Source organism: Candidatus Pelagibacter sp. uisw_138 (genome assembly GCF_059512485.2).
Genome location: NZ_CM183453.2, coordinates 173142 through 197550 on the forward strand (window position 1 = coordinate 173142; position 24409 = coordinate 197550).

Sequence of the window (24409 nt, forward strand, 5' to 3'; positions counted from 1 at the left end):
TTACTTTCTTAGATATTTAAAATTTTGTTTATTATTCTTTAAATATTTCTCCACTTTTTTAAGATCTTTTTCCGTATCCACAGAAAATGAGTCTACATATTTTTGTTTTGCAATAAATTGACCTCCATAATTATCACAAATTCTATTGGAGTCACAAGCCTCACTAACTTCTAGGAAGCTTGGTTTAGTAAAATAAAATTTTTTTAAAGAATGCCATCTAAAAGCAAATATTCCATAAATTCTTTTTGCTTTAGTTTTTTTTGAAAAATTTTTAGTATAAGGAATGGGAGATCTTGAGGTATATAAGACTTCTCCTGAAATTTTATGAATTATTTTAACAGCATTCTTATCATTAAATTGGCTTTTTTCAATAATATCCATTGCAAGAACTGTGGCATTAATTTTTTTATTTTTATATATAGGTTTTAAGGTATTTTCTATCATTTCTGTCTGCATCATTGGCTCGTCACCCTGAACGCAAACAATAATGTCCCTATCTTTTATACCCTTAACTTTTGAGGCTGCTTCATAAACTCGATCAAGGCATCTTTTATGTTTTTTAGATGTCATGATGACAGGTATATTTTTTGTAGAACAAAACTTTTTTATTTCTTTATCACAAGTAGTGAGAAATAAATTCTCCCAATTTTTAAATAATTTTGACCTTTCATATACATGCTCAATCATCGGTATTCCCATAATTTTTTTTAGTGGTTTATTGGGAAATCTTGTAGCGGCCATTCTTGCAGGAATGAATCCAAATATTTTGTCTTTTATTTTATTTGAATTAGCTTTTTTATACATAGAGAACCACCTTTTAGTATGCTTTCCACTGTAGATCCACCTATATGTGGCGATATAAAGAAATTTTTAAGTTTAAGCATCTTAGAATTTTTTTTAGGAGGCTCGGTAGCAAGAACATCAAAGTATGCTGATCTTATTGATTTATTTTTTAGAACTTCATATAAATCTTCTTCATCAACTATTCCACCTCTCGAAGTATTAATTAGAGACGCTGTTGGTTTCATCAATTTTAAATATTTTTTGTTTATCACTTTTTTATTTTTTTGATTAAAAGGAATATGTATAGATATAAAGTCACATTCAGAGAATATATCCCTCTTTTTTTTAAATATTATTTTATTTTTAATTAAACAATCATCTATGTTTACAATATCATTAACATAGATTTTACATTTAAATGGTTTTAATAGGCTAATAAGATCCTTACCTATAAATCCACATCCAATAATTCCAATTGTTTTGTCTGAAAGGTTGTTTCCGGTTAATTGACCCCAATTATTTTTTTTAGTTAGTAAATCAAGTTCAATTAAATTTCTAGATATAGAAAGCATAAAGGATAAAGCTAACTCAGAAACTGATCTTTTATTAAACCCAGGAAAGTGAAAAAAACTTATCTTTTTTTTTTTTAAATACTTTAAGTCAATTTTATCTAAACCAACACCATACTTTACAATAACTTTTAGATTTGGTAGCTGACAAAGTATTTTGTAATTCATTTTTTCAAGACCAACTATAGCTTGTTCCGAATCTTTTAAAAAGTTGACTAAATTTTTACCTTCAAGACTTTTTTTTGATTTGTTAAATTTAATATTCTTAAATACTTTTTCTAATTTGTTTCGTAAATTTAAATTATTATAAAACGTTCTAGAGCATACAGAAATTTTTTTTTTACTAATCATGATTTAATTTTTAAAAAAAAGTCAACTTTTTTAATACTATTGAAAATATCATTTATATCTTTTTTAGTATAGTTTTCTCTAATAAAAATAATATATTGTTTTTTTAGAGAATTCTCATAATTTGGGAGCGATAGTTTTTTATTTTTTATTTTGTTTTCCTTTAAATATTTTTTATACCACTCGTGTTCAAATGGATTGTAAAGATATTGTTCTTTTAAATTGACACCTTCTTTTGCTAATGCTTGACAATATTTTTTTTTAGATGTTGTTATCTTTTTTATATCAAGCTCAATTCTTAAAAACCAATAAACATTAAAAGTATTTTTAATCTGATTTTTTATTCTTGATGGAGAGTTAACATCTTTTAATTTTTTTTTTATATACTCACCCATAGAGTTTGTTTTTTTAATATTTTTTTTTAATTTATCTATTTGAACACAGCCTATTGCAGCTGAAATCTCGTCAAGAGTGCAATTAATTCCAAAGTTTGTGTATCTCCCTGTGAAATTACCATTTTTATCTAGCAATTTACCCCTGTCAGCAAACATTTTTGATAACTTTATTAATTTTTTATTTTTGGAAAAAACTACACCACCAGTTCCACCGGTACAATGTAGTTTAGAAGCCATTGTAGAAAAAAAGGATATATCACCAAAGTTACCCACTCTTATATCGTTAATTTTAGATCCATGAGATTGTGAACAATCTTCAATAAGATAAATCTTTTTTTTTTTTAAAAATTTTTTGATTTTTATAATATTTGCAACTTCACCACCTATATGCGCAACTATAACTGCTTTTGTTTTTGTTGTAATTTTTTTTCTTATCTGTTCAATATTTATATTAAAGTTATGAGCATCTATGTCAGATGGAATTGGTTTCAACCCCATTAGTATTATAGGGGTTACACACCCTACATCTGTCAATGATGGAACAATTACTTCAGATTTTTTTTTTAATTTGAGTGCAGCCAAGCAGCACAATAAAGCATTAGTACCTGAGTTCACACAATGACTGTTACCACCAGATCCCATAAATTCATTAAACTTTTTTTGATATTTTTTTTCATACTTATCCGAATACCTAATTTGCTTTCCTGATTTAATTGAATAATCAAGAATCTCATTAACTATCTTTTTTTCTCTGTTATCGAATAAAAATCTTTCAGGGAATGGCTTTTGCCTAACAGCTTTACCACCAAATAAAGCAAGTCTTTTATTTGAATTCATCTTACTCTATAAAGATTAGAAATTTTTTCATTTTTTCTTCCAAGCTTACTTGGTTTAACTATTTTATTTAGTTTAACCCAGGCACCATTATTTTCATATGATTTATAAAGAGCATTTAATAAGTTTACAGATTTTAAACATTCAGAGGGTGAGATTGGATATGGTACATTATATTTTAATGATTTGTAAATATCTTTATAAGAATCATGATGACCTCTTCCATAAACTTTACCTCTACCTGGCAAATCTTTAAAATTATCTGAATATTTTTTGCAGTCACTTTTTTTAGGTGAAAAAATAATCAACTCATTGGAGGCCATGCCAGAAATCTTAGCCATACCTTTTGAGCAAACAAGAGTTAGCGATCCTTCAAAATCATCAGGTCTAGCAGCAGTAGTTATTTCTAAACTACCAATACCACCATTTTTTAATTTAAAAATTGCAGTAGCGGTATCTTCAACCTCAATTTTAGAGCCAAGAGTTTTTGCAATACAGCTTACTTCGGTAATATTTTTTGCAAAAAATATCAACATATCGATATAGTGAATTCCCTGATTTGTAAGTGCACCTCCATCATGAGAGTAGGTACCTCTCCATATAGACATGTCATAATATCTTTGAGGTCTGCACCATCTTACAGTGGCATTTATTGTTCTTATCTCGCCTAGCTGACCAAGCTCCAAGGATTTTTTTACTTTTTTAACAGCCTTGTTATACCTATTTTGAAAAATAGGGAATATTTTCAGCTTATTCTTTTTTGCTAATTTATAAACTTCTTGAACTTGCTGACTTTTTAGAAATGTAGGCTTTTCAATAATGATATTTTTTTTATATTTTTTAATTATATCAATTGTATGCTCATAGTGCATTCCCGATGGAGTAATGATTACAACAAGATCAATTTCTTGTTTTTCATTAAGCATTTGGTAATAATTTTTATATGCTTGAGCTTTAAATTTGCTGGCTAAATCTTCAGCTTTTTTCAAATCTAAATCACAAACACCCAATATTTTGAGCCCAGGTGTTTTCATAATAGCCTCGCAATGGTGTGTAGCTATCCTACCACATCCTATAATTCCAATATTAATCATAAATAGAAATAATTTTTGGTTTTGTTTTTATTGTTTTTTTAAGTAAGTATTTTTTTACTATATCATCATTATTTAAATTGTAAATAATCCTTAAATGCTCTGGCCTAAAGTCTTTTTTTAAAAAAAGTTTTCCATTTGAGTTTATTTTGTAGTCCTTAATTTTTTTATTTTTAATCATCTTTATAATTTTCAAACTTTCCTTGAAAGATTTGAGTTGTACTTTGCAGCTTACATCATGGACTCTATCTTTCATATTAAGTCTAGGGACTGTATGATGAATTATGTTACCAGAATCTAGTTTGTTAGATATTAAATGAAAAGTCATACCCACCCAATTAGGTTCAAGAAAGTAAAAAGGCCAAAAATTACATGCTGTACCTTTGTAATAAGGAGCTAAACCACTATGTAGATTAATAGAATACTTAGGCATAATCTTAACAAGTGCAGATGGAATTAAGCTTACACCAAAAGTAAAAACAATATTAGGTTTGATCTTGCCTAAAATTGTTTTACATTTATTCTGATCTTTTTTAATATTATTTATTAAAAAAATATTTGTATCGATTGTTTTATTTTTTATTGTAAAATATTTTTTTTCACACAATTCTCTATTTTTAAAATGTTTTATAAAGTTTTTTTTATCTAATTTATTTTTTATGAAACTTGGATCGGGGATCGAGTCTTCTCTATTTTCTATTATAACAGCCGAAATCTTTATTTTATTTGAAACAGTTTCTAAAAATTTTTTGTGTCTAAGGTGGCTACCAATTATTAATAAAATATTCATTTAATTATAACAATTTTATACTATATTATAAAATCTTATGAATGAATTATTTTTAAAAAATATACTTCTAGACAAAATTAATGGCCATTCAAAAGTTAGGAAAATATATAGGTTTTTTTCTAATAAAGGAGAGTATAATTTACAAAAAAATAATATAAATGAGGTCTTCATATTTTATAAATATAATCAATTTAGAATTAGTATTATATTTTTTGGCAAATTAATTGAAAGCTAAAATAGGCAATATTGTGAGTTTAAAAAAAGTTTTCATTACAGGATTTAGTGGTAGTGGCAAAAGTACAGTTGCAAAATATTTAGATTATCATTCAAATATTAATACAGTTCATAGTCATGAAAAAGTATCATCAGCTTTTTATGGAATAAAAAAAATTAAAAAAAGCATAATAGATAAAAAGACAAAATGGATAGAGGGATATGCTGAAAAATCTATAAATAATTTTCCAATAATACAATCAAATTCAGATATGAAAAATATCAAATTATCACCAGAAATTTTAAGGTTATTGCTAGCAAAATTTTCACACTATGAAATTTTAGAAATGCATTCGTTTCTAGGGAGTTTGTTTGATAATACGTCTACAAACAGTTTTGAAAGAGAAAAATTTGATTTTGATTTTTTTAAATTTGATAAGATATGGTTTGAAAAAATTTTTGCAAAAAACACACTCACATTAGAGAATTTTTTAGATTATTATTTAGAGTCATATTTTTTATCATGGAATCATCATAAAAAACCTGATTTAAAAAATGATATTTTTTTATATCATGAAGCAAACCTAGCTTTTGAAATGATTGATTATTATCTAAAAGAAAATGTAAATTTTAAATGTATTTTTGTCTATAGAGACCTTCCATCCCTTGTTTATTCTAAATATAAGAGAACAGAATATTTTTCAGGTTATACTAATTGTGAAAGATCTTGCATTTCAGCCTTGTTTAAGTCAAATTTTAAAAAAAAATATTATCAAAATTTAGATAAGATTAATTTTTTGCAAAGTAAATATCCAAAACAATTCTTAATTGTAGATTTAAATGAATTTTTAGCCAATATAAAAAAATCACAGAATGATATTTGTAAATTCTTATCAATAGAATTTGAGGATAATATATTGTTTCCATCAGTTGGTGGTTATCCTGTTAATGAAAAATATTCAGCCATTGGGGATAAACTGGATAAAAAAAATTCTTTTGAAAGTTTTTTAATTGAGGTGTGTAAAAAGAATAATTTAAATAATATTCTTAAATATAAATATATTAAGTATTTGTTATATATTTTATATTACAAGTTATTTTGATATAAAAAATTTATACCCTGCTTTACTTTTATAGGTAATATTTTTTTCTACCTTAAAATTTGTGCATATATATCTTCTATAAAAACACATTCTATTGCTTGTTTCATAATAGACAATTTTCTTGTTAATAATTATTGGTTTATCCACTTTATTATATATTCTATTTTCACTGTAAATATTCGGCCACAAAGTATTTTTTTCATATGTATTATTTTTTATTAGGCGCTGAAATTGTTTAGCTGAAAAAACAACTATAAGTAAGATGCAAAAAAACGATTTATAATCAGGGATTTTTTCTAATATTTTTATATTTATAAATTTTAAAATTAACAAACATATAAACGTAATAATAAAAGAAGTTCCATATCTGTAAATCGGAAACTTAATAAACCACACTAAAATGAAAATAAAATTTAACACTAATATAAAATCAAAATAACCATTGAAAACATTCCTTTTCATGAATTTTTCTTTAGTTTTAAATTTTAGAAAAATTATGAATAATATTAAAAAAATTAAATATGGCATAATTATCTTTATAATTTTTTTTAGGTGTGTATTTTTATAAGCCTTTATCCAGTTAAAATTTTTTGAATAAGTGTACATTTTTATATCTTTATTAATCCTGTCAGGCCAAGCTTTGGACCACACTTCACTTTCAAGTGCAATTTTTTTGGTGAGTTCAGAATTATAAATTGGGTTGTTTTTTTGACAACTTATTTCAATAGGATAAATTAAACATCCAGACATTATATAAGACTTGGTAAGCCCCATCGTAATTAAGATTATGCCAATAATCATAAACCTATTAATTTCAAATTCTTTAAAAAACTTTTTTATAAATGGAAACAAAAATAAGTAGGATAAAATAAAAGTTACCTTGCTTAAAAATAAAAAAGAACAAAGTAAAAATATTTTTGAAATATTTTTAAAAGTAATATTTTCAATATTTTTTAAGATATACGAGGTAATAAAAAAGTACATTAAGTGTGGAATAATATCATTCCCATATTCTGAAAATCTTATGCACTTATAAAAGATATAAATTGTGACTATGTATGAAAATAAAAGATTTAACTTTGATGATAAGGTTTCTTTTTCGTTTTTAATTATATTAAAAATAAAAAAAGATATTAGAGTTAAAGCAAATAATGACTTAGATAATTCAACTCCATGTAAATCAAATAAATAGTTATAATTTACAGCTGAGAGATATTGTAAAATAGATGTATGGGCAAAGCGAAAATGTATGTTTGATAACCCAAAAATTATTTTTTCATTATTGAGAATGCCAGTAAATGGAAGGTGATACAAACCAGCATCTGGCCTATAAACATTGCTATATATTAAAAAAAGAGTCGAAAATAAACTAAGTATTATCCCAGTTTTTATAATTTTCCTACCGTTAGATTTAAAAACATATTTTAAGGAAACAATAACAAGAATTAAGTATAAAAAACTATTGATATTTCTACTTAATGGAAAAAAAAAATTTATTAGAATGGCTAAGAATGAAATAATAATTATACCAAATATTGTTATTATGATTATATCGATATAATCATTTTTTTTATTTAATTTTTGATTCATGAAGATAGAGCCAAAACAAAAATAAAATAAAAAATTAATAAATGTAAAAATAAAAATTATATGCATAATTAAAAGTACCTGATGTTAACTATTATTATACCTGCATTTAATGAAAAATATACAATTGAGAAACTGGTTAAGGATGTTTTTAAACTTAAAATAGAAAAACAAGTTATATTAGTAGATGATGGCTCTACAGATGGCACTTCTTGGATTATTGAGAAAAAATTAAAAAAATTAGTTAATTTAGTAATTTCTAAAAAAAAAAATACAGGTAAAGGTTCTGCAATTAAAAGAGGTATAAAATATTCTAAAGGGGATTATGTAATAATACAGGATGCTGACTTAGAGTATAATCCAGATGATATTATAAGAATGTACGATTATGCAAAAAAAAATAATTTACCTATTCTTTATGGATCTAGAGTTTTAGGGCAAAATAGATATCAGGGTAATAAAAAGTTTACTTCTTTATATAGAGTTTTTTTTAATCATATGCTCACAATATTTTCAAATATAATTAATAATCAAAAACTAACTGATGCGCACACTTGTTATAAACTTTTTTCAATTGAAGTTGTTAATAAAGTAACCTTAATAGAAGATGATTTTGCTTTTTGTCCTGAAATTACAACAAAAATTTCAAATCTTGGTATTGAAATTAAAGAAATTGGCATTGATTATAATGGTAGATCTTATAATCAAGGTAAAAAAATTAGTGCTAGAGATGGTTTCAGGGCTTTAACAACTATACTAAAGTATAAGCTCCTAAAAAGGAAAAATAAATTTTTTTAGGTGAAATTTATGATAAAAATTATCGATAATTATTTTTTTATTAATACCATTGAATTATCTAATAAGGATAAAAATTTAAATGAAAGTTTCAGCATTAATACCTTGTTTTAATGAAGAGAAAACAATTGAACTGGTAGTCAATAAAATTTTGATTTCAGAACATTTTAAGGATAATAATGAAGTCATTATTGTTGACGATTCTTCTCTTGATGAATCTAGAAAAATAATTGAAAGATTGTGTAAAGAAAATCCACAAGTAAAAGGCTACTATCATAATCATAATCAGGGCAAAGGCGCCTCACTAAAGACAGGTTTGAAGCATTGTTCTGGAGATATTATAATTATTCAAGATGCAGATCTCGAATATGACCCAAAAGATTACAATAAACTAATCTTGCCATTTCTAGAAACTGATGCAGATGTAGTTTATGGGTCAAGGTTTTTGGGAGGTGATTATGTCAGGCTTCATTTTTTTTGGCATTTCTTAGCAAATAAAATTTTAACCTTATTAACTAATATAATGACAAACTTAAATATGACCGATATGGAGACTGGATATAAGGTGTTTAAAAAAAATGTAATATCCCAAATTGATATAGAAGAAAAAACTTTTGGAGTAGAGCCTGAAATTACTATAAAACTTGCTAAAAAAAACTTTGTGTTTTACGAGGTTCCAATTTCATACAAAGGTAGATCTTATAAAGAGGGAAAAAAAATTACATTAAAAGATGCATTTATCGCTGTTTATTGTATTTTTAAGTATAAATTTTTTAGATAATAAATATATAAAATTAAATTTTAAATGAAAAAGAAAGCATTAATTTTTGGTATCACAGGGCAAGATGGTTCTTATCTTGCTGAGCTCCTTTTAAAAAAAAATTATATTGTTCATGGTGTGAAAAGAAGATCTTCTTCACTTAACACTCAAAGAGTGGATCACCTTTATCAAGATCGACATCAAAAAAATAAAAAATTTATTTTACATTATGGTGATGTTACTGATGCAATTTCTATTTCATCACTTATTAAAAATATTCAACCAAATGAAATTTACAATTTAGCAGCCCAATCACATGTAGCAGTTTCTTTTGAAGTTCCAGAATATACTGCAAATGCTGACGCCGTTGGAGCATTAAGAATATTGGAAGCAATAAAATTTCATGGTCTAGAAAAAAAAACTAAGTTTTATCAAGCAGGCACTTCAGAGATGTTCGGTAAAGTTGTTGAAATACCTCAAACTGAAAAAACACCTTTTTATCCAAGAAGTCCATATGGTGTTGCAAAAGTTTATGCACACTGGATAACTATCAATTATAGAGAAGCGTACAAAATTTTTGCATGTAATGGGATTTTATTTAATCATGAAAGCCCAGTTAGAGGAGAAACATTTGTTACTAAGAAAATTGTATCTGGTCTATGTAAAATTAAATTAGGCCAAAAAAATAAGTTATTTTTAGGAAATTTGAATGCAAAAAGAGATTGGGGACATGCCAAAGATTATGTGGAAGCAATGTGGAAGATGTTACAACAAAAAATACCTCAAGATTATGTTATTTCTACAGGAAAACAATATTCCGTTAAAGATTTTGTTAACCTCGTATTAAAAGAGCTTAATTTAAAGTATTATTGGAAGGGTAAAGGGATAAAAACAAAATGCTTTAATGATAAAAACCAATGCATTATTGAATGTGATAAAGCTTATTATAGACCTTTAGAAGTTGATACATTATTGGGCAATTCAAGTAAGGCTAGAAAAGAATTAAACTGGAAACCAAAATATAATATTAAAGATTTGGTTAAAGAAATGGTTAATTCTGAATTAAAAATTTAATCTGGCATGATTGGATCTAACTCAAAAATTTATGTTGCAGGTCATAAAGGATTAGTTGGCAGCGCTATAGTAAGAGAGTTAAAAAGAAATGGTTATAAAAAAATTATTGTCTCTAGTAAAAAAGAGTTAGATCTCACAAATCAATTAAAAACACTAGAGTTTTTAAGAAAAAATAAACCAGAATTTATATTTATAGCTGCTGCAAAAGTTGGCGGAATATATTCAAATAATAGATACAAAGGTGATTATATTTATCAAAATTTGATTATTCAATCTAACTTGATACATGGTGCCTACCTCTGCGGTATTAAAAATTTAATATTTTTAGGCTCCAGTTGTGTTTATCCAAAGAATTGCAAACAACCAATAAAAGAAAAGTATTTATTAACAGGTGAGTTAGAGCCAACGAATGATGCTTATGCTATAGCTAAAATAGCAGGTATTAAGATGTGTCAAAGTTATAATAGTCAATACAAGACGAATTACAGATCTTTAATGCCAACGAATACTTTTGGACCAAATGATAATTACAATGATTTGAATTCGCATTTTTTACCAGCTCTTATTAAAAAGATTCATAGATTAAAAAATTCTAAAAATGATAAACTTTTATTGTGGGGTAATGGTAAAGCTAAAAGAGAGCTTATTTATGTTGATGATTTAGCAAATGCATGTGTTTATTTTATGAATAAAAAAACTAGTCATGACTTAATAAACATAGGAACAGGCAAAGATTATTCAATTAAATATTATGCAGAATTAATTGCTAAGATTATCTTACCAAATCAAAAGATTTTTATTCAATATGATACAACTAAACCAAACGGAGTGGCAAAAAAAGTAATGGACGTATCTATAGCCAAAAAATATGACTGGCATTATAAAATAAATTTAGAGACAGCTATTCTAAATACATATCAATCATATCTAAAAGAAATTAAATAGAATCATGAAAGATATTATTATTGTAACAGGTGGTGCTGGTTTTGTTGGATCTAACTTAATTACTTTATTATTAAGAAAAACTAAATTTAAGATTATTAGTATCGATAATTATTCCACCGGAGCAAAAAAAAATCATCAAAAAAATAAAAGAACAAGCTACATAAATGAAAATACAAAAAATATTGCCACAGTATTAAAACATAAAAAAGATAGAATTAAAGCAATTTTTCATTTTGGTGAATTTTCAAGAATATATCAAAGTTTTTTAAAAATGAATGAATGTATTGACTCCAATTCTGTTGGATCAAATGCTGTTTTTAATTTCTGTCTAGAAAATAAAATTAAATTAATCTACTCAGCTACATCAGCTAGTTTAGGCAACAAGGGCAAGGATAAAGATTTATCTCCATATGCATTTACTAAATCAAAAAATTTAGAAATGTTAGAAAATTTAAAGAGATGGTTTAAGATGAAATATGAGGTAATTTATTTTTATAATGTGTATGGCAAGGGTCAAATAGAAAAAGGACCAATGGCTACGGTAATTGGTATATTTGAAGATTGTTATAAAAAAAAAAAACCTTTGCCCATTGTAATGCCTGGTACTCAGTCAAGAAGGTTTACCCATATTGAGGATACTGTAAAAATTTGTTATTTAGCCTGGAAGAATAATGATTATAAACATTACAGTATTTCCAATAAGAAAAGCTATACAATTGTTCAAGTAGCCAAGTTGTTTAAATCAAAAATCAAATTTTTGCCTCCAAGAAAAGGAGAGAGGTATGCGTCTGCTTTAACAAATATTAGCCAATCCAATAAGGTCCATAAGTATTTTGGAAAACTACAACTAGAGAGTTATGTCAAAGATTTATTGGAAAAATATAATAAATAGGTTGAATTTATTTGTTAAAAGCTTGTTTACAATTAAAATAATTTAGGTATAAGACTACCGCCGGTGATTATTGCGAAGGGGTAATACCCGATCCCATTCCGAACTCGGAAGTCAAGCCCTTCAGCGCCAATGGTACTTTGTCTTAAGACACGGAAGAGTAGGACATTGCCGGCTAAAAAAAAATTATGAAAATTAAAAGCTCATTAAAATCATTAAAAAAAAGAGACCTTAATTCTAAATTAGTTAGAAGAAGAGGTAGAGTTTATATAATTAATAAAACAAACCCGAAGTTTAAAGCAAGACAGAAGTAATTTTTATGGATAATGAAAACCATAAAAATACTTGGAATAATTTTACAAAATTTGTATTGTGGGGAACTGTCGCTGTTATAAGTGTTTTGGTTTTAATGACAATATTCTTGCTGTAGAGTTCTCTTATGAGAATCGCTTCAATTTTAGAAAATCAATTAGTAGAAAAAAGAATTGCAATTACTCCTGAGATTGCAAAAAAGTATATAGCTCTTGGTTTTGAAATCTCTTTAGCTGAAAAATACGGTGAACATTTAGGCTTTAAAGATAGTGACTACAAAGAGCTGGGTGTTGAAATCTCTGCTAACAAAACAGAAATATTAAGTAAAGCTAATATTATTATTCAGTTAGGATTGCTATCTGATGAAAACCTTTTAAATTTGAAAAAAAACCAAACACTTGTTGGTGTATTAAATCCCTATGCAAATAGAGAAAAAATAGAAAATTTATCTAAAAAAAATATTAATTTTTTTTCTTTAGAAATGTTACCAAGAATAACCAGAGCCCAATCAATGGATATTCTTTCTTCACAAGCAAATCTTGCTGGTTACAAAGCGGTAATAGAGTCATTCGCAAATTTTGAAAAAGCAATACCAATGATGATGACAGCAGCAGGTACAATTCCAGCAGCAAAAGTATTGGTTGTAGGTGCGGGTGTGGCTGGTCTTCAGGCAATTGCAACAGCAAAAAGAATGGGTGCTATCGTATTTGCAACAGATGTAAGAATGGCCTCAAAAGAACAAGTTGAAAGCTTAGGTGGAAAATTTTTAACTGTTGAAGGATCTGAAAATCTAGAAACAGAGGGTGGTTACGCAAAAGAAGCATCTGAAGAATTTAAGAAAAAACAAGAAGATCTTTTAGCTGAAACTCTAAAGAAAATTGATATTGTAATATGCACTGCTTTAATTCCAGGTAAAAAAGCTCCATTAATTATTAAAGGCTCTATGATTGACAATATGCAATCAGGCTCTGTGATTTATGATTTGGCAGCAATTCAAGGTGGTAATTCAGAGTTTACTGAAGTTGATAAAATTGTAATTAAAAATGGAGTAAAAATTATGGGTGAAACAAACATCCTTAATAAACTTCCTGTTTCAGCTTCAAATCTTTATTCAAAAAATGTATTCAATTTTGTGTCAAATTTGTATGATAAAGAAAATAAAAAAATTGATATTAATTTAGAAGATGAGATAATTGAAAAAACATTGATTAAATAGATTTATGGAAATAGACCCTTTTATATTTAGATTAAGCATATTTATTTTATCAATTTTTATTGGTTATTATGTTGTGTGGAGTGTAACTCCATCTTTGCACACACCATTAATGTCAGTTACTAATGCTATATCATCAGTAATTATTGTTGGTGCTATAATTGCAGGTTTAGCAGGAAGCTCAGATAATGTTTTTACAGTTTCTAATATTTTAGGATTTTTATCAATATCACTTGCAGCTGTTAACATATTTGGTGGGTTTTTAGTCACTCAAAGAATGCTTCAAATGTATAAAAAAAAAAGAAAGATAAATAATTATGTCAGCAAATTTATCAGCAATATTTTATTTAATTTCTGGAGTTTTATTTATATTGGCATTAAGAGGTCTTTCATCACCAGAAACTTCAAGACAAGGTAATTTCTTTGGAATTTTGGGTATGGTGATAGCCATTACTGTTACTTTTTTATCAGTTGGAAGTTTCTCAAGTGGACTAATTTATGTACTAATTTTTTTACTGGTTGGAGGACTTATAGGAGCGTTTATAGCTTACAAAATACCAATGACAGCCATGCCAGAATTAGTAGCAGGCTTCCATAGCTTAGTTGGGCTATCAGCAGTATTTGTTGCAATCTCAGCTTTTTTAAATCCAGAAGCATTTAATCTAGGATCTCCTGGAGATATTAAACTTGCAAGTTTAATTGAAATGTCAATTGGAGCTACAGTTGGTGCGATAACATTCTCAGGCTCAATAATTGCTTTTTTAAAACTTCAAGGAATAATGTCAGGGTCGCCAATTACATTCAGGGGTCAACATTTCCTCAACGCTTTGTTATTAATTTCAATTATAGCTTTGACCTATCTACTATGCTCATCTCAATCATCTAACTTTTTTTGGATATTATTGGCAGTTTCATTTTTAATAGGATTTTTATTAATCATTCCAATTGGTGGAGCAGATATGCCAGTGGTAATTTCAATGCTAAATTCATACTCTGGTTGGGCAGCTGCAGGAATTGGTTTTACTTTAGAAAATAGTGCATTAATTATAACAGGTGCGCTTGTTGGGTCTTCTGGCGCAATCTTATCTTACATAATGTGTAAAGGCATGAATCGCTCTTTCTTTAATGTAATTCTAGGAGGATTTGGTGCAACAGAACAATCTGCATCAACAGGAAATAAAGAACAAAGACCAGTTAAGAGTGGTAATGCAGAAGATGCAGCCTTTTTAATGAAAAATGCATCATCAGTTATAATTGTTCCGGGATATGGTATGGCTGTTGCTCAAGCACAACACGCACTAAGAGAGATGGTGGATACTTTAAAGAAAAATGATATTAAAGTTACTTATGCAATTCATCCTGTTGCAGGGAGAATGCCAGGTCACATGAATGTATTGTTAGCTGAAGCCAATGTTCCCTACGATGAAGTTTTTGAACTTGAGGAAATTAATAATGATTTTGCTAATGCAGATGTTGCATTTGTAATTGGGGCAAATGATGTAACCAATCCAGTTGCGAAAACAGATCCACAAAGTCCAATTTATGGGATGCCAGTGTTAGATGTTGAAAAATGTAAATCAGTATTATTTGTAAAGAGAAGTTTATCTCCTGGATACGCTGGAATTGATAATGAATTGTTTTACAAGGATAATACATTAATGTTATTTGCAGATGCAAAAAAAATGACTGAGGATATAACTAAAAACCTTTAAAATTAATGACTACAAAAATATTTTGTGACATTGCAGAACTAGATTTAATAAAGAAGTTCAATAAAAAAAAAATAGTTAAAGGTTTTACGACCAATCCTAGCTTAATGAGAAAAGCTGGAGCTAAAGATTATAAATCATATTCAAAGAAAATATTAAAAATTTGCAACAATAAACCTGTTTCACTAGAGGTGTTTGCTGATGAATATAAGGAAATGAAAAAACAAGCTCTTCAGATTAATACTTGGGGGAAAAATGTTTATGTAAAAGTTCCAGTTGCGAACTCCAAAGGTGTTTTTATGGGAAATATTATTAAAGAGCTTAATAATTTAAATATTAAACTTAATATCACAGCAATTTATAGTGCAAAACAAACAGAAAAAATTCTAAAATTAATTAATAAGAAGACTAAAGTTATAATTTCAATATTTGCTGGTAGAGCAGGAGATACTGGTAAAGACCCAGTTCCAGAAATTAAAAAAAGTATAGCTTTAGCAAAGAAATTTAAAAATGTAGAGATACTTTGGGCGAGTGTTAGAGAGCCCTATAATTTTTTACAAGCAAAACAATTGGGTTGTCATATTATAACTATCCCACCAACAACTATTGAAAAAATTGAAAATTTTGGGAAAACATTTGATCAACTTACCAAAGAAACTGTTAAAGCATTTTTAGTTGATAGTAAAAAATCTAGGTTTAAAATTTAATTAATTTGTTAGTGAAATTGGTTGCGGGGGACGGATTTGAACCGCCGACCTTCAGGTTATGAGCCTGACGAGCTACCAGACTGCTCCACCCCGCGGTATATTTAAATTCTGTTTTTAAGTTTATTAAGCTTTTTAACTCTTTTAATATTTTCTTGTAAAATTCTTTTTTTCTTTTCAGAAGGTTTTTCGTAAACACTTTTTAATTTTACTACTTTAAAAAAACCATCTCTTTGTAATTTTCTTTTAAGAACTCTAAGTGCTTGTTCAATATTGTTATCTTTAACTTCTATTTTCATAAATATTTTTTAAGAATGTTTAAGTACCATCATATAATTTTGGTGTCTATTAAAATTATTCAATGTTCGAAACTTCTCTTGTTAGTTTTGCTTTCTCTTTTTCCTTTTTTTCTTTTTTTATTCTTCTTTCAGCTTTTTCAATAGCATCAATTAGATCTTTTTGAGAAAACAGCCCTAATGCTACAGGGTCCTTAGGGTTTAAATTATTATAATTCCAATAACTTTTATTTTTAATTGCAGTAACAGAAGCCTTGGTTATTCCAACTAGTTTTGCTATTTGTGAATCTTTTAGTAATGAATGATGTTTGATTAACCACAAAGCTGAATCTGGTTTATCTTGTCTTTTAGATAAAGGAATATATTTTTTAATTTTTTTATCTTCAGTTGAAATTTCAATATCAGTATTTTTCATCTGTAATTCTTTATTTTCATCTTTAGATGCTAGTTCAATTTCTTCTCTAGTAAGCTGACCTGATATAATCGGATTATAAGCCATTATTCCTTTTGCAACTTCACCATCCGCGATACCTTGAACTTCAACTTCATGTAAATTACAAAACTTTGAAATTTGTTTGAAAGTAAGTGTTGTATTTTCTACTAACCAAACAGCTGTTGCCATTGGCATTAATGGTACGTTTGACATTTAATCTTTCTTTTCTGATCTGAAGTTTTGGAATTTTTTATTGAATTTGCTTACACGACCCTTGTCCATTAGTTTTTGCTTTCCACCTGTCCAAGCAGCATGAGATTTTGGATCTATTTCTAATTTTAAAACTTCTCCTTCTTTTCCCCAAGTTGATCTTGTTTCAAATTGAGTTCCATCAGTCATTTCTACTTTAATTGTATGGTAGTTTGGGTGTATGTCTTTTTTCATATCGAGACTTATAGCAAAAGAATTTTATAAAACAATTAAAAGTTCTTTAATTTTTCAAGCATTTTATCGTTAATTGCCATGCTAGAAGCTCTTATTTTGATGTCTTTATTTTGTGAGAGGTCAATTTCATTAATTAAGCCACCTGCCTCTTTTACTAATATTATACCAGCAGCTATATCCCATAACTTTAGATCATTTTGAAAATAACCATCATATCTCCCGGCTGCAACGTAGGCAATGTCAAGTGCTGCACTTCCAGATTTTCTTAAAGGTAAATCGACTTCATTTTTAGCTACACCGCCTGTAGCAAACAAACAGCTATTAAGGTCCTTTTTTTTTGATACTCTAATTCTTTGATTGTTAAAGAATGCACCATTTTCTTTTTCAGCATAAAACATTTCATCTTTTATTGGATCATAAATTAATCCCGAAACTATTTCATCACCAGATTTTAAAGCAATTGATATTGCAAAGTGAGGAACGCCATGCAAAAAATTTGTAGTGCCATCTATAGGATCTATTATCCATGTGTGTTCTTTATCTTTATTAGTTTCAGAACCATCTTCTTCACTAATAATAGAATAGTAGGGTCTTGCTTTTTTTAATTCCTCTATAATTATTTTCTCAGCTTTTAAATCGGCATTTGATACAAAATCAGTAGGTCCTTTGATTGAAACTTGTAGCTTTTCTATTTCTCCAAAATCTCTAATTAAAGCTCTAGATGCTTTTTCTGCAGCCTTTATCATAACATTTAGATTGGCTGATATCGATTGCATATGATTTATATTTTTTTGACATATTCCATAGTTCTAGTATCAACTATGATTTTATCTCCGCTTTCAATAAATGGAGGAACTTGAATATTTACTCCATTATCTAAAGTTGCAGGTTTGTAAGAAGAGGAAACTGTTTGCCCTTTCAAAGCAACATCGGTTGTATCAATCGTGCACGTTACTTGATTGGGTAGCTCAACTGTTAAAGGTTTTTCATTATAAAAACTTATACTGACTTCTAAGTTTTCTGTTAACATTTTACCTTTCTCTCCAATAGTTTCTTTTTTAATATTAATTTGTTCGTAAGATTTTGGGTCCATGAAATAATAATCAGTTTCATCACCATAAAGATAATTAAACTTTGTTTCATCTAATGAAGCTTTTTCAACAGACTCGCTTGATCTAAATCTTTCATTTAATTTTGTATTTTTATTCACACTTTTCATCTCAACTTGAGCAAAAGCACCACCTTTACCAGGTTTCACATGTTGTGTTTTTAAGACTTGCCAAAGGTCATTTTTATATTCAATTAACATTCCAACTCTAATTTCACTTGCGTATAATTTCATTTTAATTTTTTAATAGCTTCTAATGGTTTGTATTTTTTATTATTCCAAATGTAGCCTGAAATAGCTAAAAAGTTAGCTTTATTCAATAAAAGTTTTTTATAATTATTTAGTTTTATGCCGCCAATAGCCACAATTGGTAAGGACGTTATTTTTTTAATAGATTTTAATACATTTAAACTAGCTCTATATTTAACAATCTTGGTTTTGGTTGCATAAAATGCACCAAAAGCTAAATAATCAGCGCCATCATTAATAGCTCTCTTTGCTAGATTAATAGAATTATGACAGGTCACGCCAATAATTTTGTTCTTCAGTATTTTTCTAGCTTTTATCAAATCCATATCCTTTTGACCTAGATGACAACCGTCCGCATTCAATTTTTTAGCAAGTAAGGGGTCGTCGTTGATTAAAAATTTAACTTTGTATTTATTACAAATTTTCTTAACTTTCCTTCCGATAATTAATCTATTTGAATTTGTTTCTTTTTTAAGTCTCAGTTGAAAAAAATTTATTTTTTTTGAACTTAATATAAGAGCTAAATCATCGTAAAAATTTATATCAGGTATTTTATTTGGAGAAATTAGATAAACAAATTTCTTATTTATTTTATTTTGCTTCAAGTTCTTTTGACCATTTGCCTTGAGCTGCAAGTGTACACATATTTGCTCTGTGATTAAAGACTTTTTGAGTGCCACTAGTATTGTTAATATCTTTTGACCAAAATTTAAGCGCACTTTGTTGTAAAGCTCTACCATATGAATAGGTCATAATAAAATTTGTGTCATTATACTTATTAATTAGGTTTAAATTCTCTGTAGCTTCGATTTCTGTTTGCCCACCAGATAAAAAAGCAATTCCAGGCACATCAGTTGGTACATTTTCTTTTAGGCATTTTAAAGTAAGTTTTGCAACTTCTTCACTTGATATCTTTTTATCAGAAGTAGTTCCTGGTAAAATCATGTTAGGTTTTAAAATTATTCCACTTAAGTCAATTTTGTGAATCATTAATTCTTCAAAGCATTTTTTAATAACTTCAGAGGTTTTATTAAAACAAGTTTCAGCAGAATGATCTCCATCCATTAAAACTTCAGGTTCTACAATTGGAACCATTCCACATTCTTGAACTAAAGCTGAATATCTTGCCAGTACATGAGCATTAGAGTGCATAGATAGTTTGCTTGGATATTTATCTGAAATATTATAAACGCCTCTCCACTTTGTAAATCTTGCTCCAAGTTTATAATAGTTCTTTAGTCTTTCTCTTAAACCATCTAAACCTTCTGTAATTTTTTCCTGATGAGAGCCTGCTAGAATTTTTGCACCTGTATCAACTTTAATTCCTGGAACTGCTCCAGACTTTGAAATTAGTTCTGGAATAGTCTGTTTTAAGCTAGATGTTTGGTTGATGGTTTCATCATACAAAATAACACCACCAATAAAATCTTTCATTCCACTTGCAGAAAAAAGAGTTTCTCTAAATAGAAGTCTATTTTCTGGGCTAGACGGTACATTAACTGACTCTAATCTTTTAGTCATGGTTCCATTGCTTTCGTCTGCCGCAAGGATTCCTTTACCATTAGATAGTATTTTTAATGCAATTTTGTTAAGTTCTGACATGTTAATTAAGAGCTTTTATACCAGCTAGTTCTTTTCCTTCAAGGTATTCTAAAAAAGCACCACCCGCAGTTGAAACAAAGTTAAAATTGCCAGTTGCTCCAATGTTATTCAAAAGAGAAATGGTATCACCACCGCCTACAACTGAGTAAATTGTATTATTCTTATTTTTTTCAACAATTTTTTTTGCTATTTCAATACTTCCTTTAGCAAAATTAGGATTTTCAAAATAACCAGCAGGCCCATTCCATAAGATAGTACTACTTTCTTCAATTAATAAATTAATAGCCTTAATTGTTTTAGGGCCAATATCTAAAATTAATTCATCTTTAGAAATATTATTAAGTTCTTTTATTTCAGCTGATCCTTCTAAGCTTTTTCCTACGGTAACATCTTCAGGATAAATTATCTTACAGTTTTCTTTTTTTGATAAAGAAAATATTTCTTCAATAATTTTATCACAGTTATCTTCTTGAATAGATTTTCCAATTTCATACTCTTTATATTTGAGTATATTATTAGCCATCCCACCAACTATTATAATATTATCAAATTTAGCAATTAAATTCTTAATAATATTAATCTTAGAGGATATTTTAGAACCACCTATGATGCATGTTATAGGTCTTTGAATTTCAGATGTAATTTTAGTTAGTGCATTAATTTCTAAATTTAATTGAAGACCAGCATATGAAGGAATAAATTTAGTGATTTCAACAATTGAGGCATGAGCCCTATGAGAGCATGAGAAAGCATCATTAACATAGATATCAGATAGACTTGCTAAATGCTTCGCAAAACCATTATCATTTTTTTCTTCTTCTTCATAAAACCTAAGATTTTCAAGTATTACAATTTTTTCATCATGTTCATTAAATAAATCAGTAGATTTAATTTCTTTTATACTTTTTGAAACTAATCTTATATTTTCATTTAGTTTATTTTTTAGATCTTCACATATTGGTTTAAGGGAGAGTTCTTTTACAATCTTGCCTTTTGGTCTACCCACATGAGATAGTATTATGATTTTTGCTTCACTTTTTAATAAAAAATTAATAGTAGGTAAAATTTTATCTATTCGAGTAGTGTCAGTAATTTTTCCATTATCTAATGGAACATTTAAATCTAACCTAAGTAACACTTTTTTTTGATTAAGATTGGTCTCATCTTTAATACTTCTCATTGAGAGATTTGATGAAGATGTTCTGCTATGTCACACATTCTATTTGAAAAACCCCATTCATTATCATACCACGCTGAAATTTTTCCCATATTTCTACCAACCACATTAGTTAAAGATAAATCAACAATTGCCGAAGCTGAATTATGATTAAAATCAATTGAAACTAATTTTTCGAGTGTAACTTCTAAAACTTTTTTTGATTGTTCTTTAGAGGCGATAGTAAACGCCTCATTAATTGTTTCTTTGCTCATCTCTTTTTTTGTACAAAAAACTAGCTCTATAAGCGATACATTTGGGGTTGGCACTCTCATTGCAATACCTTCAAGTTTCCCTTTTAATGATGGTATAATTTCACCAATTGCTTTTGAAGCACCTGTAGAAGTCGGTACAATAGATTGACTGGCAGATCTTGCTCTTCTAGGGTCTTTATGGGAATTGTCTAAAATTCTTTGATCACTAGTGAAAGCATGAATAGTTGTCATAAACCCTTTTTCAATTTCAAAGGTTTCATTTAAAATATTAGCAACAGGTGCAAGACAATTAGTTGTACAAGAGGCTGCAGAAATAATTTGATCGTCTTTTGTCAAAATATTTTCATTTACTCCATAGACAATTGTCTTATCTGCATTTTTGCATGGAGCAGAAACTATAACTTTTTTAGCCCCATTTTTTATATGAGCTAATAATTTTTCTTTTGAGTTGAATTTTCCAGTACATTCAAAAACATAATCAACATCAAATTTTTTCCAGTTGATATCTTCAATATTAGATTCTTGTGAAAATGTTATTTTATTATTATTAATAATTAAATGTTTTTCATCATAATTTAAATCTGCATTAAATTTACCATGAATAGAATCGTATTTAATTAAAGAACAACTTGCTTCAGAGTTTGATCGGTTATTGATGTGTTTGATTTCTATGTTTTTGTTTTGGCTTTCAATGATAGCCCTAATTACCATTCTGCCAATTCTTCCCATTCCATTGATACCAACTTTTATTGTCATATTTAACTCTTTATTAGTTTCTTAGTTTTTTGTGAAATATTTTGAACTGTTAATCCAAAATATTTGTAAATTTCTTTGTATGGCGCGCTTTTACCAAATGTATCTATTCCAAAAGCTAAACCCTCAGTTCCAATATATTTTTTCCAACAATCTGTTGAGGCAGCTTCAATAGATATTTTAAATTTGGCTTCATCAAGAATTTTTTTCTTATATGATTTTGACTGTAAATCAAAAATATCTTGGCATGGTACTGACACTACCTTAGAGTATATCTTATCTTTGGCTAATTTATGGCTAGTTTTAATTGCTAAATTAACCTCAGAACCACTAGCAAATATTGTTAAAATAATTTTTTTATTAGTTCTTAAAACCTCATAAGCACCTAAAGAACATTTGTTTATATTTAAATATTTTTTTCTAATAGGTTCAAGATTTTGTCTAGTTAAAGATAAGACACTTGGTGTCTTCAAGTTTTTTAATGCTAATTCCCAACACTCGATAGTTTCCATTCTGTCTGCTGGTCTAAAAACATTTAAATTAGGAATAGATCTTAATCCAGATAGTTGTTCTATAGGTTGGTGTGTTGGTCCGTCCTCACCTAAGCCAATTGAGTCATGGGTCATTACATAAATAACACGTTGTTGCATTAAAGCGGATAAACGAATGGAAGGTTTGCAATAATCAGAAAATATTAAAAAAGTTCCCCCATATGGAATAAATTTACTATGAAGCGCTAATCCATTCATTATTCCAGACATGGCGTGCTCTCTAACGCCATAGTGAATATAATCACCATTAAAATTACCAGAATTAATAGCAATATGATGTTTTGTCTTGGTGTTATTAGATCCCGCTAAGTCAGCTGAACCACCAATTAATGTATTATTTTCTTTCGTAAGAGCATTGAGGGTTAACTCGGAAGCTTTTCTTGAGGCTAGACTTTTGTTTTCTTTAAGAGAATTTTGCTTTTCATTTTCTAAAGCTTTAGAGAAATTATTTTTAAAGACTTTATCTACTAAATTTTTTTCTCTTTTATAAATTTTATTCCATGTAGAATCTAGTTTTGCACCCTTGTTACCAATCTTTCTCCATTCATTTAAAATACTTTTAGGAATTTCAAAAGGTTTATATTTCCAATCTAAACTCTTTCTAACTAATTCGATTTCATCTAAGCCAATTGGACTACCATGCGAAGAGGCTTTGCCAGATTTATTAGGTGAGCCATACCCAATTTTTGTTTTACATGAAATAACAGTTGGTCTTTTTGCATTTTGAACTTTTTTTAATGCAGCAAAAATTTCTTTTTCATTATGACCATTAATCAGTATGTAATCCCAACCATAACTTTCAAATCTCTTTTTGAAATTATCTGAAACTGCCAAATTAGTTGGTCCATCAATTGATATTGAGTTATTATCAAAAAGCATAACTAGATTCTTTAACTTCAAGTGTCCTGCTAAACTCATTGCTTCATGGCTAATACCTTCCATCAAACATCCGTCTCCAGCTAAAACATAAGTTTTATGGTTTATCATTTCTTTACCTAATTTTTTCCTTAAAATTTCTTCTGCAATAGCAAACCCAACTGAATTAGCAATTCCTTGCCCAAGGGGACCTGTCGTCGTTTCAATACCAGTACCAGGGTGATATTCGGGGTGACCCGCACAAATAGATTTTAATTGTCTAAAATTTTTAATATCATTCAAGGAAATACTTTTGTACCCAGTTAAATGTAATAAAGAGTAAAGAAGCATAGACCCATGACCGGCAGATAAAACAAATCTATCTCTATTTAGCCAGTTAGGATTTTTTGGATTAAATCTAAGAAAATCTTTAAATAAAACTGTTGCTACATCTGCCATACCCATTGGCATCCCAGGGTGGCCCGAATTTGCTTTTTGTACAGCATCTATTGATAAAAACCTTATTGCGTTCGATAAATCTTTATGTAATTTGTTCAAAAATATCCTATCTAG

Annotated in this window: 27 protein-coding genes, 1 tRNA gene, 1 rRNA gene and 1 pseudogene; 13 read left to right on the forward strand and 17 right to left on the reverse strand. The window is 27.9% G+C overall.

Translation table 11 applies throughout. From position 1 onward, the window contains the following. From kdsB to AC5YGC_RS00875, 5 genes are read right to left on the reverse strand one after another with little or no spacing between them, the layout of a single operon-like run. Complete coding sequence (kdsB, locus tag AC5YGC_RS00855) at positions 1-804, reverse strand: 3-deoxy-manno-octulosonate cytidylyltransferase (RefSeq protein WP_496139781.1); 804 nt, start codon at positions 802-804, stop codon at positions 1-3. Then, a complete protein-coding gene (locus tag AC5YGC_RS00860; protein WP_502314027.1) occupies positions 774-1703 on the reverse strand; it encodes an NAD(P)-dependent oxidoreductase in 930 nt (309 codons plus the stop codon). Before AC5YGC_RS00860 ends, kdsB begins: the two co-directional genes overlap by 31 nt. Further along, positions 1700-2932 carry an aminotransferase class V-fold PLP-dependent enzyme gene (locus AC5YGC_RS00865; RefSeq protein ID WP_502314028.1) on the reverse strand — a complete coding sequence of 411 codons (1233 nt, stop codon included), beginning with the start codon at positions 2930-2932 and terminating at the stop codon, positions 1700-1702. Before AC5YGC_RS00865 ends, AC5YGC_RS00860 begins: the two co-directional genes overlap by 4 nt. Then, the gene (locus AC5YGC_RS00870; protein ID WP_496139786.1) at positions 2929-4023 is read right to left on the reverse strand and encodes a Gfo/Idh/MocA family oxidoreductase; all 1095 of its coding nucleotides are present in this window, start codon (positions 4021-4023) and stop codon (positions 2929-2931) included. The genes AC5YGC_RS00865 and AC5YGC_RS00870 overlap by 4 nt, the downstream gene beginning before the upstream one ends. Next, a complete protein-coding gene (locus AC5YGC_RS00875) occupies positions 4016-4810 on the reverse strand; it encodes a formyltransferase family protein (RefSeq protein ID WP_496139787.1) in 795 nt (264 codons plus the stop codon). The genes AC5YGC_RS00870 and AC5YGC_RS00875 overlap by 8 nt, the downstream gene beginning before the upstream one ends. Positions 4811-5058: 248 nt before the next feature. On the opposite strand from AC5YGC_RS00875, the gene AC5YGC_RS00880 reads away from it, so the two are divergent. Then, a complete protein-coding gene (locus tag AC5YGC_RS00880) occupies positions 5059-6126 on the forward strand; it encodes a hypothetical protein (protein WP_496139788.1) in 1068 nt (355 codons plus the stop codon). On the opposite strand, the gene AC5YGC_RS00885 is transcribed toward AC5YGC_RS00880, so the two are convergent. Then, positions 6118-7782, reverse strand: coding sequence for a DUF8201 family protein (locus tag AC5YGC_RS00885; RefSeq protein ID WP_496139789.1), 1665 nt, complete (start codon positions 7780-7782; stop codon positions 6118-6120). The two genes, AC5YGC_RS00880 and AC5YGC_RS00885, sit on opposite strands and share 9 nt — an antisense overlap. A 15-nt stretch (positions 7783-7797) precedes the next feature. Here AC5YGC_RS00885 and AC5YGC_RS00890 point away from each other — a divergent pair, with 15 nt between their 5' ends. The 12 genes and pseudogenes from AC5YGC_RS00890 (at position 7798) to AC5YGC_RS00945 (ending at position 16117) form a co-directional block, all read left to right on the forward strand. Next, on the forward strand, positions 7798-8511 hold the full coding sequence (locus AC5YGC_RS00890; RefSeq protein WP_496139790.1) for a glycosyltransferase: 714 nt from the start codon (positions 7798-7800) through the stop codon (positions 8509-8511). A gap of 79 nt (positions 8512-8590) precedes the next feature. After that, positions 8591-9289, forward strand: coding sequence for a glycosyltransferase (locus tag AC5YGC_RS00895; protein ID WP_496139791.1), 699 nt, complete (start codon positions 8591-8593; stop codon positions 9287-9289). Positions 9290-9313: 24 nt separating this feature from the next. Continuing rightward, on the forward strand, positions 9314-10342 hold the full coding sequence (gmd, locus tag AC5YGC_RS00900) for a GDP-mannose 4,6-dehydratase (RefSeq protein WP_496139792.1): 1029 nt from the start codon (positions 9314-9316) through the stop codon (positions 10340-10342). Positions 10343-10348: 6 nt separating this feature from the next. Further along, the gene (locus AC5YGC_RS00905; protein WP_496139793.1) at positions 10349-11287 is read left to right on the forward strand and encodes an NAD-dependent epimerase/dehydratase family protein; all 939 of its coding nucleotides are present in this window, start codon (positions 10349-10351) and stop codon (positions 11285-11287) included. A 4-nt stretch (positions 11288-11291) separates the two neighbouring features. Continuing rightward, positions 11292-12179 (forward strand): NAD-dependent epimerase/dehydratase family protein, encoded by an 888-nt coding sequence (locus AC5YGC_RS00910; RefSeq protein ID WP_502314029.1) that lies wholly within the window; start codon positions 11292-11294, stop codon positions 12177-12179. Positions 12180-12238: 59 nt separating this feature from the next. Next, positions 12239-12353: ribosomal RNA gene (gene rrf / locus AC5YGC_RS00915) — 5S ribosomal RNA — on the forward strand. A gap of 11 nt (positions 12354-12364) precedes the next feature. Next, entirely contained in the window at positions 12365-12490 is a 126-nt protein-coding gene (gene ykgO, locus AC5YGC_RS00920; protein WP_006997331.1) for a type B 50S ribosomal protein L36, read from the forward strand. Between the two features lie 5 nt (positions 12491-12495). Further along, positions 12496-12606 (forward strand): aa3-type cytochrome c oxidase subunit IV, encoded by a 111-nt coding sequence (locus AC5YGC_RS00925; protein ID WP_496139794.1) that lies wholly within the window; start codon positions 12496-12498, stop codon positions 12604-12606. Positions 12607-12615: 9 nt separating this feature from the next. Further along, on the forward strand, positions 12616-13704 hold the full coding sequence (locus tag AC5YGC_RS00930; RefSeq protein WP_496139795.1) for a Re/Si-specific NAD(P)(+) transhydrogenase subunit alpha: 1089 nt from the start codon (positions 12616-12618) through the stop codon (positions 13702-13704). 4 nt (positions 13705-13708) lie between these two features. After that, a pseudogene (locus AC5YGC_RS00935) lies at positions 13709-14008 on the forward strand (proton-translocating transhydrogenase family protein); the annotation flags it as partial. A gap of 10 nt (positions 14009-14018) precedes the next feature. Next, entirely contained in the window at positions 14019-15413 is a 1395-nt protein-coding gene (locus AC5YGC_RS00940; RefSeq protein ID WP_496139797.1) for an NAD(P)(+) transhydrogenase (Re/Si-specific) subunit beta, read from the forward strand. Between the two features lie 5 nt (positions 15414-15418). After that, on the forward strand, positions 15419-16117 hold the full coding sequence (locus AC5YGC_RS00945) for a transaldolase family protein (RefSeq protein WP_496139798.1): 699 nt from the start codon (positions 15419-15421) through the stop codon (positions 16115-16117). 18 nt (positions 16118-16135) lie between these two features. On the opposite strand, the gene AC5YGC_RS00950 is transcribed toward AC5YGC_RS00945, so the two are convergent. The 11 genes from AC5YGC_RS00950 to tkt all read right to left on the reverse strand — a co-directional run bounded on the left by AC5YGC_RS00950 (position 16136) and on the right by tkt (position 24394). Next, a tRNA-Met gene (locus AC5YGC_RS00950) sits at positions 16136-16212 on the reverse strand. A gap of 6 nt (positions 16213-16218) precedes the next feature. Beyond that, entirely contained in the window at positions 16219-16413 is a 195-nt protein-coding gene (gene rpsU, locus AC5YGC_RS00955; protein ID WP_006997326.1) for a 30S ribosomal protein S21, read from the reverse strand. A 55-nt stretch (positions 16414-16468) separates the two neighbouring features. Continuing rightward, entirely contained in the window at positions 16469-17056 is a 588-nt protein-coding gene (locus tag AC5YGC_RS00960; protein ID WP_496139799.1) for a cell cycle transcriptional regulator TrcR, read from the reverse strand. After that, the gene (rpmE, locus tag AC5YGC_RS00965; protein WP_271512504.1) at positions 17057-17287 is read right to left on the reverse strand and encodes a 50S ribosomal protein L31; all 231 of its coding nucleotides are present in this window, start codon (positions 17285-17287) and stop codon (positions 17057-17059) included. A 35-nt stretch (positions 17288-17322) separates the two neighbouring features. Then, complete coding sequence (locus AC5YGC_RS00970) at positions 17323-18063, reverse strand: inositol monophosphatase family protein (protein ID WP_496139800.1); 741 nt, start codon at positions 18061-18063, stop codon at positions 17323-17325. Between the two features lie 5 nt (positions 18064-18068). After that, positions 18069-18629: an elongation factor P gene (gene efp / locus AC5YGC_RS00975; RefSeq protein WP_415290798.1), complete on the reverse strand. Its 561-nt coding sequence runs from the start codon at positions 18627-18629 to the stop codon at positions 18069-18071. Then, on the reverse strand, positions 18626-19249 hold the full coding sequence (thiE, locus tag AC5YGC_RS00980) for a thiamine phosphate synthase (RefSeq protein WP_496139801.1): 624 nt from the start codon (positions 19247-19249) through the stop codon (positions 18626-18628). Before thiE ends, efp begins: the two co-directional genes overlap by 4 nt. Then, positions 19236-20246: a class I fructose-bisphosphate aldolase gene (locus AC5YGC_RS00985; protein ID WP_496139802.1), complete on the reverse strand. Its 1011-nt coding sequence runs from the start codon at positions 20244-20246 to the stop codon at positions 19236-19238. The genes thiE and AC5YGC_RS00985 overlap by 14 nt, the downstream gene beginning before the upstream one ends. 1 nt (position 20247) lies before the next feature. Next, entirely contained in the window at positions 20248-21426 is a 1179-nt protein-coding gene (locus tag AC5YGC_RS00990) for a phosphoglycerate kinase (protein ID WP_496139803.1), read from the reverse strand. Further along, a complete protein-coding gene (gene gap, locus AC5YGC_RS00995) occupies positions 21423-22433 on the reverse strand; it encodes a type I glyceraldehyde-3-phosphate dehydrogenase (protein WP_496139804.1) in 1011 nt (336 codons plus the stop codon). Before gap ends, AC5YGC_RS00990 begins: the two co-directional genes overlap by 4 nt. A 2-nt stretch (positions 22434-22435) precedes the next feature. Then, positions 22436-24394, reverse strand: coding sequence for a transketolase (gene tkt / locus AC5YGC_RS01000; protein ID WP_496139805.1), 1959 nt, complete (start codon positions 24392-24394; stop codon positions 22436-22438). Positions 24395-24409 lie beyond the last annotated feature (15 nt).

Excerpts from the sequence above, each read along its gene's own strand:
- kdsB (WP_496139781.1), bottom strand. The coding sequence starts at position 804 with ATGTATAAAAAAGCTAATTCAAATAAAATAAAAGACAAAATATTTGGA.
- AC5YGC_RS00860 (WP_502314027.1), bottom strand. The coding sequence starts at position 1,703 with ATGATTAGTAAAAAAAAAATTTCTGTATGCTCTAGAACGTTTTATAAT.
- AC5YGC_RS00865 (WP_502314028.1), bottom strand. The coding sequence starts at position 2,932 with ATGAATTCAAATAAAAGACTTGCTTTATTTGGTGGTAAAGCTGTTAGG.
- AC5YGC_RS00870 (WP_496139786.1), bottom strand. The coding sequence starts at position 4,023 with ATGATTAATATTGGAATTATAGGATGTGGTAGGATAGCTACACACCAT.
- AC5YGC_RS00875 (WP_496139787.1), bottom strand. The coding sequence starts at position 4,810 with ATGAATATTTTATTAATAATTGGTAGCCACCTTAGACACAAAAAATTT.
- AC5YGC_RS00885 (WP_496139789.1), bottom strand. The coding sequence starts at position 7,782 with ATGCATATAATTTTTATTTTTACATTTATTAATTTTTTATTTTATTTT.
- AC5YGC_RS00890 (WP_496139790.1), top strand. The coding sequence starts at position 7,798 with ATGTTAACTATTATTATACCTGCATTTAATGAAAAATATACAATTGAG.
- AC5YGC_RS00895 (WP_496139791.1), top strand. The coding sequence starts at position 8,591 with ATGAAAGTTTCAGCATTAATACCTTGTTTTAATGAAGAGAAAACAATT.
- gmd (WP_496139792.1), top strand. The coding sequence starts at position 9,314 with ATGAAAAAGAAAGCATTAATTTTTGGTATCACAGGGCAAGATGGTTCT.
- AC5YGC_RS00905 (WP_496139793.1), top strand. The coding sequence starts at position 10,349 with ATGATTGGATCTAACTCAAAAATTTATGTTGCAGGTCATAAAGGATTA.
- AC5YGC_RS00910 (WP_502314029.1), top strand. The coding sequence starts at position 11,292 with ATGAAAGATATTATTATTGTAACAGGTGGTGCTGGTTTTGTTGGATCT.
- ykgO (WP_006997331.1), top strand. The coding sequence starts at position 12,365 with ATGAAAATTAAAAGCTCATTAAAATCATTAAAAAAAAGAGACCTTAAT.
- AC5YGC_RS00925 (WP_496139794.1), top strand. The coding sequence starts at position 12,496 with ATGGATAATGAAAACCATAAAAATACTTGGAATAATTTTACAAAATTT.
- AC5YGC_RS00930 (WP_496139795.1), top strand. The coding sequence starts at position 12,616 with ATGAGAATCGCTTCAATTTTAGAAAATCAATTAGTAGAAAAAAGAATT.
- AC5YGC_RS00940 (WP_496139797.1), top strand. The coding sequence starts at position 14,019 with ATGTCAGCAAATTTATCAGCAATATTTTATTTAATTTCTGGAGTTTTA.
- AC5YGC_RS00945 (WP_496139798.1), top strand. The coding sequence starts at position 15,419 with ATGACTACAAAAATATTTTGTGACATTGCAGAACTAGATTTAATAAAG.
- rpsU (WP_006997326.1), bottom strand. The coding sequence starts at position 16,413 with ATGAAAATAGAAGTTAAAGATAACAATATTGAACAAGCACTTAGAGTT.
- AC5YGC_RS00960 (WP_496139799.1), bottom strand. The coding sequence starts at position 17,056 with ATGTCAAACGTACCATTAATGCCAATGGCAACAGCTGTTTGGTTAGTA.
- rpmE (WP_271512504.1), bottom strand. The coding sequence starts at position 17,287 with ATGAAAAAAGACATACACCCAAACTACCATACAATTAAAGTAGAAATG.
- AC5YGC_RS00970 (WP_496139800.1), bottom strand. The coding sequence starts at position 18,063 with ATGCAATCGATATCAGCCAATCTAAATGTTATGATAAAGGCTGCAGAA.
- efp (WP_415290798.1), bottom strand. The coding sequence starts at position 18,629 with ATGAAATTATACGCAAGTGAAATTAGAGTTGGAATGTTAATTGAATAT.
- AC5YGC_RS00985 (WP_496139802.1), bottom strand. The coding sequence starts at position 20,246 with ATGTCAGAACTTAACAAAATTGCATTAAAAATACTATCTAATGGTAAA.
- AC5YGC_RS00990 (WP_496139803.1), bottom strand. The coding sequence starts at position 21,426 with ATGAGAAGTATTAAAGATGAGACCAATCTTAATCAAAAAAAAGTGTTA.
- gap (WP_496139804.1), bottom strand. The coding sequence starts at position 22,433 with ATGACAATAAAAGTTGGTATCAATGGAATGGGAAGAATTGGCAGAATG.